The following is a 570-nucleotide window of genomic DNA, read 5'->3' as shown; positions in this document are numbered from 1 at the left end:
CTTGAAATTACTAGCTGAAGTTTCAATATAAAAGTCGGACAAGCTTTCTCAGTGATCCATGAAAGAAGGTCTGCGGATGCAAAAAAAGCCGACTGCATGGCAAACAAAGTGGCCTGAACGCATCAGTTACGGTCTGAGTGACGCAGCTGACAATTTGGTCTTTCAGGTGATGACAACTTATCTACTGTATTTCTACACCGACATTTACGGGCTGAGTGCGGGCGCCGTTGCCTTATTGTTCTTAGTCGCCCGTGTCGCCGATGTCTTTGAAAGTCCGGTGGTTGGTCTGATGATCGATCACACTCATTCACGTTTCGGTAAAAGCCGGCCATTCTTTCTTTGGTACGCGCTGCCTTATGCCATTTTTGCAGTACTGACATTTGTTACGCCAAACTGGTCCGCAAACGGTAAACTGCTGTGGGCATATGCTACGTATCTTATCTTGGGGTTCCTGTACACCGCCGTTAACCTGCCAATCACTTCAGTTCTGCCAACGTTGACGCAGAATCAGCAGGAACTCACCTTACTCGGCGTCATTCGTCAGTTCTTTGGCAGTTCCGTGCAAATTAT

General features: G+C 47.4%; 1 protein-coding gene. It reads left to right on the top strand.

From position 1 onward, the window contains the following. Nucleotides 1-76: 76 nt before the first annotated feature. A partial coding sequence (locus BVJ53_RS14640; RefSeq protein ID WP_137296006.1) for an MFS transporter occupies nt 77-570 on the top strand: 494 nt, incomplete at its 3' end.

The sequence above is a fragment of the Lacticaseibacillus chiayiensis genome (assembly GCF_004123795.1).
In the GTDB taxonomy this organism is placed as follows: domain Bacteria; phylum Bacillota; class Bacilli; order Lactobacillales; family Lactobacillaceae; genus Lacticaseibacillus; species Lacticaseibacillus chiayiensis.
Note: the sequence above shows the minus strand (reverse complement) of the source record. Positions and strands in the feature narration are given on the sequence as shown.